Consider the following 8934-nt stretch of genomic DNA (forward strand, 5'->3'; position numbering starts at 1 on the left):
TGTTTTATGCGAGAAGAGGGACAATATGGATATTAAACAATCTTCAGAGAAACAAGGTCGACCGTATCATTTATCAGACAGTGGGACAGTTTTAAAAAGAAATTTTATATTAATACCAGCTTATATTTTATTACAAAGTATCGTACCAATCATTGTTGTTTTCGGCTCATTAGGGATCACTGCAATGATAACACAACAAGCACCACCACAATGGTTGTATCATTTTTCATTGAGTTTAAGTTTTGTGATTGCTCAAGGTCTAATATTAGTTATCTTTTATAAAATGCATCAATCTGTAATAAATGATGTGATGAAGCAACAATGGATAGTTGCAAAGAATAAAATAATTAAAATTGTAATAGTTGCGATTGTCGTATATTTATTATTACTTATAGTTCGGGTGATTGGAACAGCATTACCTAATCATTTAAGTTATCATCTCACGCAATACGAACAACGTACATTAGGACTATTTAAATCACCTTATGTGTTGTTAGTTACTTTTATATCCATGGTATTCTTACGTCCAATGGTAGAACAAATCATTTATAGATATCTCATCATCCATGAATTAGGAAAAGTATGGAATAGACAATTTGTAATTGGTTTGTCTATTGTTATTGAAACGATCGTACATGTTTACGATATGGCATCGATTTTTGAAATTCTTCCATATATCGTTATTGCTTCAGCAGCTACAATACTATATATTAAATCGCGGGATAATTTAATTGTCGCTTATATATTTCAAGTGATTTTGCAATGTATCCTTTTTATAGAAATTTTAAGTAAGTATACCAACTTTTAAGAAGAAAAGTTTGAAATAGAAGTTTATTATGTCAAAGGAAGTACAACATTGTATTGTCAAACTCAAACTACCGTTGAGGGGAAATTTAAATTAAAGAAAATAGTCAAAAGGGATTTTTTGCTTGTTCTTTTATATGTTTTGGCAATTTTTATTTTACCTGATTTGTTCGCTAATATTACAACGTAGATATTAGCTATAGTTAATGGTTATTTATCTGAAGATTATTTAAATAGCTTTTATAATGATGCAAGTACTGTATATGCGTTTGTCGGAGAGGCAATTGTTATTCTTATTTTTTATTTATTACATAAAAGTACGATGATAACGACTGCAATGACTAAAATTAAAGAATTAAAAAAATATATACCTTTACTTATTATTTGTGCGTTAAGTACAGAGATTTTTACAAGTCTTTGGGAATATTCAATTGATTTTTTACCTGAACAGTATCAATATTATGAGACAGTTAATGAAGAGGGAATTGAAGAGTTATTTACACATACGTGGATAACACCCATACTATTTATAGATATTGTTATTTTTACACCAATCATTGAAGAACTTTTATTTCGTCATTTAATCATTCATGAACTAGGTAAAAAATTAACTTATGGTTTGATGTATATTGTGTCAGTAGTGGGATTTACATATTTTCATTGTACCGATGCAGTTTCACCATTTGAAGCAGGACCTTACTTTATTGCAGCAGTCGTATTTGTTATAGGTTACCATTTTAGCCACCGTAATTTAGCAGTACCAATTGCTTTGCATATGATTACAAATTTAATAGCATTTTGAACAGTGCTTCTACTTATACGATTGCGTTTAAGTAAACTATTACTTCATATTAGAACCCAACACTCTCAAATAAACTAGTTCAGATAATAAGTATTCTAGTGGTAGAAATTTAGCAGTTGCTATACTAATGCATATGATTTTAAGTGTGGTTGCATTTATAAGTGTATATACATCTATAATATAAGTGAGTGATTGAGTACTATAATTTAACAGGTACAAACTTAAATTTAATAATAATAAAATAGTCAAAATAGGGAATAGAGTTTAGTAATGTCGATATAAGGATGTGTTTAAATTGCTACTTAAGGTTGAACATCTTACATACAAGGTTGATAATCGTACGATCTTAGATGATATTAATTTGAATATTAATAAAGGAGACACGATTGCTATTGTAGGTCCTTCTGGAAGCGGTAAGAGTACTTTACTCAAACAATTGAATCATTTAATTAGTCCTACGAGTGGAGATTTATATTTGAATGATCAATCTTACTTTGATTATAAGCCGGAAGAGATAAGAACACGTGTGAGTTATTTAATGCAACAAAGTGAGTTAATTGGTTATACAATTGAAGATAATATGAAATTTCCTGCTGAGGCTAGAAATGAAGCTTATGACCGTGATAAAGCGAAACAGCTCATCTCTCAAGTGGGACTAGGTAATTATCAGTTAGATGCTCAATTTGAGCACATGTCTGGGGGAGAGCAACAACGTATTACCATCGCACGGCAACTCATGTATGAACCTGAAGTTTTATTATTGGACGAAGCTACTAGCGCTTTAGATACACATAATAAAAAGAAAATTGAAGAAATTATATTTAAACTAGCGGATAAAGGGATTGCCATTTTGTGGATTACACATAGTGATGACCAAAGTATGCGTCATTTTAAGCGTAGAATCACAATTACTGACGGTAAGATATCGAGTGATGAGGAGTTGAATGGTAATGAGTAATACAGCACTTTGTCTGACAGCACTTTTATTACTAATCCCTATCTTTATTTCTTATAAAGAAGGATTACATATTATCAAAGATTTAGTTATTGCCACAATTAGAGCAACCATACAATTATTGATTTTAGGTTTTTTATTACATTATATTTTCGAAATTAATGAAAAATGGTTATTAGTGCTTTGTGTGTTAGTCATTATTATTAATGCATCTTGGAATATAATAAGTCGTGCTTCACCTGTCATGCATCATGTTTTTTGGATATCATTTGTGGCTATATTTGTGGGAACAGCACTACCATTGGCAGCAACTGTTGCTACAGGTGCAATTAAATTTACAGCGAATGAAGTGATTCCAATTGGAGGTATGTTAGCTAATAATGGTTTAATCGCGATTAATCTCGCTTACCAGAATTTAGAAAGAGCATTTGTTCAAGATGTTTCTGATATTGAATCCAAACTTACGTTAGCAGCGACACCTAAGCTCGCATCAAAATCATCTATTAGAGAAAGTATACGCTTAGCGATTGTTCCTACAATTGATTCTGTAAAAACATATGGTTTAGTTTCAATTCCAGGTATGATGACGGGATTGATTATCGGAGGCGTTGACCCACTTCAAGCAATTAAATTTCAATTGCTTGTCGTGTTTATTCATACAACAGCGACGATTATGTCTGCACTCATTGCAACGTATATGAGTTACGGTCAGTTCTTTAATGCTCGTCATCAACTCATTGCTAGAACGCAACGCACAAGACAAAGTAGTTAAATATCTAACCTACACAGTACAGCTTTAAATATTATATAATAAAACAGTTATAAACAATGATAAGTTTGTAGCTGTTTTATTTTAGTTAAAATCAATAGTTACGTCATTACTTTGAAAGGGGCATCTAGATATTATGACTGTCGCACGCACAACAACATTTATATTAAGTGTTTTTATCGTAGGTATGGTTGAGATGATGGTTGCAGGTATTATGAATTTAATGAGTCAAGATCTTCATGTTTCTGAAGCGGTGGTTGGGCAACTGGTGACGTTGTACGCGCTTACCTTTGCGATATGTGGTCCGTTATTAGTGAAATTGACTCATCGGTTTGCTTCGCGATCAGTATTATTATGGGCATTAATTATCTTTATCTTCGGGAATGGTTTGATTGCCATTGCGCCTCATTTTGCAATAATAGTTGTAGGACGTATTTTATCTTCTGCCGCAGCTTCACTCATTATTGTGAAAGTTTTAGCACTCACGGCGATGCTCACATCAGCAAAAAACAGAGGTAAAATGATTGGCATTGTTTATACAGGTTTTAGTGGGGCGAATGTCTTTGGAGTTCCCATCGGTACAGTGATTGGCGACTGGGTAGGATGGCGATTTACATTTTTATTTATTATTGTTGTAAGTGTATTTGTTGGTATTTTGATGTTAATATATCTACCAAAAGAAGATGAATTGTCACATCCAAATCAAACACTTCGTTCAGCTAGTATTGAATCACAAACTGGCTCAAGCGTCATAAGACCTCGTGAGGTTATTAAATATCTGATGATTACATTTTTAGTACTGGTTGCTAATTCTGTAACATTCGTCTTTATTAATCCATTAATTTTATCCAATGGACATGAAATGTCTTTTGTGTCTTTAGCACTGCTTGTTAATGGTGTAGCAGGTGTGATCGGTACTTCATTAGGCGGTGTTTTATCTGATAAGTTTACTAGTAAGCGTTGGTTAATAATTTCGATTTCAATATTTATAATAATGATGATAATTCTTAATTTATTATTACCAGGAACAGGATTATTATTAGTCGGCTTATTTATGTGGAATTTAATGCAGTGGAGTACAAATCCAGCTATTCAAAGCGGTATTATTGAACACGTCGAAGGTGATACAAGCCAAGTGATGAGTTGGAATATGTCGAGTCTCAATGCCGGTATTGGCGTTGGCGGAATCGTAGGTGGACTCGTTATGACACATTTATCAGTGGAATATGTTACTTATACTAGTGCATTGATAGGTTTAATTAGTCTTATCATTGTATTAACTTTAAAAAATAGACACTATGCTAAAAATTTATGACTGGAAAAGGTTTGCACGATAGCATATAGAAGTATCTTTATGGTATTAGATTCGTGTATGTTATCAGTGCCTTTTCCAGTCTTTATTTATAGATATGTAACGCTTGATGATGAGGTTCATAACATTTCCATGGCATCCTACCTTTTCGGGCAAAATAAGCTAAGTCAGATATCATGTTACGACTTAAATTCATATCATGTTGGGTTACAGAATAATGATTTTTAGTCAAAATAGAGAGGTGACCAAACCAAAATACTAAATCCAATATATGATATGCACTTTTAAAGTAGGAGGTATGGGGTTGATGCCAATCAAAACGTGCTAGCCAAGTGTCGCAATTATTCATTTGATTTAAAAATAGATAAGTCGGACGAACAAAACAATGCTCTGTTATTAAATTTCTTTGTTGTTTCATTGTGATGACATCAATTTTTTCGACGTGTGCACCATATTGAGTCATCAAGTGAATAAAACGTTCAGAAGGTAAGGTGCGTGTTGCGTCTTCAATATAAATATCACCTTCATCGTGTGTATAACTCATGAATGTCGGCTTGGAGAATTTTTTAATGGATCGTGACATATGATGATCTTTAATAGGTTGATAAATCAAATCAAGTCCACGAGATCTTCCGCGCTCTATTTTTTGAGACTCCATTAGATATAAAATGTCATCACTGGTAAGTGTCTTAAGTGTTTTATTAGGAAAATAATGTCTCATGAGTTGTGAAAAATGTTGTACTTTAGTATGTGCATTGCGTGGTGTATCAGTTGTTAACGTTCCACTTAATAACATTACTTTATGATAATAATCATCAAGTTCGGGCATTTGCATTAATGTCATGATACTCATACTACCTGCAGATTGACCTATTAGTGTCACGTTATTTGGATCACCGCCAAAATGTTCGATATATTGATGTACCCATTTTAAAACGTTAATTTGATCAGAAATCCCATTATTATAGTTCAAATGTTGATTTAAATAAGACCAATCTAGGTAGCCGAGTGCACCTAAGCGATAATTAAAAGTAACTACTATTATATTTTCTTGTTCTACTATGTGCTCAGGACAATATAGTTCAGCTGTACCATGTCCTTGAAGAAAACTACCACCATAAAAGTAAATCACTACAGGTAAATGATTTTGATTGGATGATGGTTTCCAAATATTTAAAAACAGGCAATAATCATTTTGTTTAAAAGAATTAAACGATGAATCTGTCATCGAAAAAAAGTCTTCAAGTGAATTGTAGGGTTGTGGTGGGATGGATTGAATATGAGTTGCATCAATCATTGGTTTGGTTAGTTCCATAAGCTTTGAATGTTGGAATCGAGATATCTTATTGAATGGTTTGGCATACGGGATGCCTAAGAATACATCAATATTCTTTTTGTGTAAGCCATTGATGGTACAGTTACCTATCTTGACTTGAACCATGTTTGAACACACCTTTACATATAAAGTCGTAGCTTAACTATAACATGAAAAATAATATTTAGATGAAATGTGACCAAGTAACAAAGTGAAAGTGAAAAGAACTGTTGATGATTGACTTGAATAATGTGTTAGAATATTAAATTTACAAACGAAGTAAAAATGATATTAAGTGTATAACTGAATATTTAACGAATGATATCAGATAGAATTATATGAACTTTTGAATTTAATTCATAATTACTGGTATATTAAAAAGCTTGAGACAATGATGATAGTCCCAAGCTTTTATTATAAATATTTTATGTTCTATAAGCTGTCGTCTTATTGATTTTGTTCTTGTCTATCGCGTTCTTTCCAATCTTTATGACGCGCTTTTTTTCGTGTTTTACGCAACTTATCGCCCATTTTCTTATTCAACTTGTTCGCACGCTTGAAATAAATACTTTCAAAGTAACTTGTCGTACCTAGTTGATAGAAGATTAAAGCAACGATTACAATGACTAAGAAATCCCATGGATAGTGAATCCAATTTAAGCCTTTGAACTCTTTACTTCCAATAAATGATAAGAATGCGAGAACAATAAGATAGATAATAATCCATAAGCTTCCGCCAATTTGTTTTTTAGTATTCTTCCAATTCATTTTATATTCATAGAAGAAATAAATAGGTAAACCTAAAATAATAATTAAAATAACTTCTGCTGTTGTTGGCCACATTGCCCAATAGATAGCTAATGATGCTAAAACAAAGGATAAAGGTGCCATAAATTTTAAAATATTAGCTTTGAATGGACGAGTCATTTTTGGTGCCATTTTACGTAATGAAATAACCGTAGTTGGACCAGTTAAATATGCAACTAATGTTGCAGTAGAAATAACCGCAGCTAGTGTACCCCAGTCACGGAACAATGTCACCATAACCATGCTGATAATTGCATTAAATGCAATGGCAACACGTGGGATATTATACTTTTTATTAATTTTACCTAAGAATTTAGGAATATGCCCATTTTCTTCCATAGCGCGTAACACACGTCCAGTAACGGCAACAAAAGAAACTCCAGTACCAAACGGTGACACAACTGCTTCCATATAAAGTAATATTGCTAACCAGTTAAGACCTAATAAAATTGCCATATCTGCAAATGGTGAATTGAAATTGATACCGCTCCATCCATGCTCGTGCAACATTGAACTTGGCATAGATGTAATGAACGTACTTTGTAAAACTATATATAATATAGCACTTAATGTAAGTGAGATAACAATCCCACGTGCGATGTTTTTCTCTGGATTTTTAATCTCTGATCCCATGTTAATAATTGTCTGGAATGCATTAAATGAGAAGATAATTCCAGATGTTGTTGTTGCAGCAAAAATAGGTGCACTTCCGTAAGGCATAAATGTACCGATAGAGTGTCCATAATTACCTGTATCAAAACCGGAAACTAATAACATAATTATGGTTAAAATAGGGACACCTAATTTGAATACTGAAATTAAACTTGTAAATGATGTTAATAATTTTACTGACCAATAGTTTAATAATGAAAAGATTGCAATAATGATGTAAACAGCAATCAAACCGTAAGTACTGATTGAGCCATCTTTCATTAAAGATCCCATTGGTTTAGCCCAATCCCAAGGCCAAGAACTCATATATTGAACAGCAGACACAGCTTCAATGGGAATAATTGTTACTAATGATACCCAGTTCGCCCATGCTGCAATAAAACCAAGTAATGAGCCGTGAGTATACTGTGCATAGTTACTCATACCGCCTGATTGAGGGAACATAGTTCCTATCTCAATATAGTTATAGGCAATCGTTCCAATTACTAAGAAACCGATAACCCAGGAAATGATGGCGGCTGGACCGGCCATTGAAGATGCTTCCCACGCTCCAAATAACCAACCTGATCCTATTAATGAACCAAGACCAAGGAGGACGAGTTGAGAAAGGCTTATCTTATTACTTTTTGATTTGTTTTTATTTTTCATAAATACTCCTTTGTATATGTTGAATAATCAACAAAAATATTACGCTATAATTATACGCTAGTTAAAACATTAGTCAAACTAAATTTTTGTAATAATACAATTAATATTGTTTAATTAAATATCAATAAATAAAATATATATAATATGAGAAGGTAATGTTAATTAAAAGAGGTGTAGTAATGAATGAATAAACAAAAAAATGAGCAAGTTGATCAATTTTTAGCTAAAGAAAGCCAATGGCAAGATTGTTATAAATTTTTGAGAAATTTAATTTTTAATGAAACTGAACTTGAAGAAAATTATAAATGGATGCATCCTTGTTATACGATAAACAATAAAAATGTTGTGCTAATACATGGATTTAAAGATTATGTAGCGTTGCTTTTTCAAAAAGGAGCAATACTTGAAGATAAGTATCATACATTGATTCAACAAACTGAAAGAGTACAGGCAGCACGACAATTACGTTTTAACAGTTTAGAAGAAATAGAAAAGCGTAAAGATGAAATAAAATACTACTTGAATGAAGCAATTAAAACTGAAAAAGCTGGTAAAAATGTTCCAATGAAAAAGAATGAAGATTATGAAGTACCTGAGGAGCTACAACAAAAATTTGAAGAGTTCCCCCGTTTAAAAGAAGCATTTTACCAATTAACGCCAGGACGTCAGCATCAATATTTATATTATTTCTCACAGGCTAAACGTAGTCAGACGCGATATAATCGTATTGATAAATATATTAACGCTATATTACAAGGTAAGGGCATGAACGATAAATAGATATACAAAAAGGTTGGGACATAAAGTCCCAGGATAAGTAAAAAAAGACAATTTCTATTGAAATAATATA

Annotated in this window: 8 protein-coding genes; 6 read left to right on the forward strand and 2 right to left on the reverse strand. The window is 32.2% G+C overall.

The features are described from left to right. Nucleotides 1–25 precede the first annotated feature (25 nt). From lnsB to HMPREF3241_RS02685, 5 genes are all read left to right on the forward strand, one after another. Complete coding sequence (lnsB, locus tag HMPREF3241_RS02665) at nucleotides 26–808, forward strand: CPBP family lipoprotein N-acylation protein LnsB (RefSeq protein WP_002447153.1); 783 nt, start codon at nucleotides 26–28, stop codon at nucleotides 806–808. Between the two features lie 333 nt (nucleotides 809–1141). After that, on the forward strand, nucleotides 1142–1606 hold the full coding sequence (locus HMPREF3241_RS13110; protein WP_002475847.1) for a CPBP family intramembrane glutamic endopeptidase: 465 nt from the start codon (nucleotides 1142–1144) through the stop codon (nucleotides 1604–1606). A 295-nt stretch (nucleotides 1607–1901) separates the two neighbouring features. Next, on the forward strand, nucleotides 1902–2564 hold the full coding sequence (locus tag HMPREF3241_RS02675) for an ABC transporter ATP-binding protein (RefSeq protein WP_002495950.1): 663 nt from the start codon (nucleotides 1902–1904) through the stop codon (nucleotides 2562–2564). Continuing rightward, nucleotides 2557–3333, forward strand: a complete 777-nt coding sequence (gene fetB, locus HMPREF3241_RS02680; RefSeq protein WP_070853428.1) for an ABC transporter permease — start codon at nucleotides 2557–2559, stop codon at nucleotides 3331–3333. Before HMPREF3241_RS02675 ends, fetB begins: the two co-directional genes overlap by 8 nt. A gap of 133 nt (nucleotides 3334–3466) precedes the next feature. Continuing rightward, entirely contained in the window at nucleotides 3467–4645 is a 1179-nt protein-coding gene (locus HMPREF3241_RS02685) for an MFS transporter (RefSeq protein WP_002447157.1), read from the forward strand. Between the two features lie 82 nt (nucleotides 4646–4727). Here HMPREF3241_RS02685 and HMPREF3241_RS02690 read toward each other — a convergent pair whose 3' ends face one another. Together HMPREF3241_RS02690 and HMPREF3241_RS02695 are read right to left on the reverse strand one after the other, a co-directional pair. Next, a complete protein-coding gene (locus tag HMPREF3241_RS02690) occupies nucleotides 4728–6083 on the reverse strand; it encodes a carboxylesterase family protein (protein ID WP_002447158.1) in 1356 nt (451 codons plus the stop codon). 321 nt (nucleotides 6084–6404) lie between these two features. Next, a complete protein-coding gene (locus HMPREF3241_RS02695) occupies nucleotides 6405–8084 on the reverse strand; it encodes an APC family permease (protein WP_002447159.1) in 1680 nt (559 codons plus the stop codon). A gap of 183 nt (nucleotides 8085–8267) precedes the next feature. Here HMPREF3241_RS02695 and HMPREF3241_RS02700 point away from each other — a divergent pair, with 183 nt between their 5' ends. Further along, complete coding sequence (locus HMPREF3241_RS02700; protein WP_002447160.1) at nucleotides 8268–8864, forward strand: YdeI/OmpD-associated family protein; 597 nt, start codon at nucleotides 8268–8270, stop codon at nucleotides 8862–8864. Nucleotides 8865–8934: the final 70 nt, after the last annotated feature.

The organism is Staphylococcus sp. HMSC34G04 (assembly GCF_001838765.1).
GTDB classification, from domain to species: domain Bacteria; phylum Bacillota; class Bacilli; order Staphylococcales; family Staphylococcaceae; genus Staphylococcus; species Staphylococcus epidermidis.

Bases quoted from the DNA above. Each gene is read 5' to 3' on its own strand.
- HMPREF3241_RS13110 (WP_002475847.1), top strand. From the start codon at position 1,142: ATGACTAAAATTAAAGAATTAAAAAAATATATACCTTTACTTATTATT.
- HMPREF3241_RS02695 (WP_002447159.1), bottom strand. From the start codon at position 8,084: ATGAAAAATAAAAACAAATCAAAAAGTAATAAGATAAGCCTTTCTCAA.
- HMPREF3241_RS02700 (WP_002447160.1), top strand. From the start codon at position 8,268: ATGAATAAACAAAAAAATGAGCAAGTTGATCAATTTTTAGCTAAAGAA.
- fetB (WP_070853428.1), top strand. From the start codon at position 2,557: ATGAGTAATACAGCACTTTGTCTGACAGCACTTTTATTACTAATCCCT.
- HMPREF3241_RS02690 (WP_002447158.1), bottom strand. From the start codon at position 6,083: ATGGTTCAAGTCAAGATAGGTAACTGTACCATCAATGGCTTACACAAA.
- lnsB (WP_002447153.1), top strand. From the start codon at position 26: ATGGATATTAAACAATCTTCAGAGAAACAAGGTCGACCGTATCATTTA.
- HMPREF3241_RS02685 (WP_002447157.1), top strand. From the start codon at position 3,467: ATGACTGTCGCACGCACAACAACATTTATATTAAGTGTTTTTATCGTA.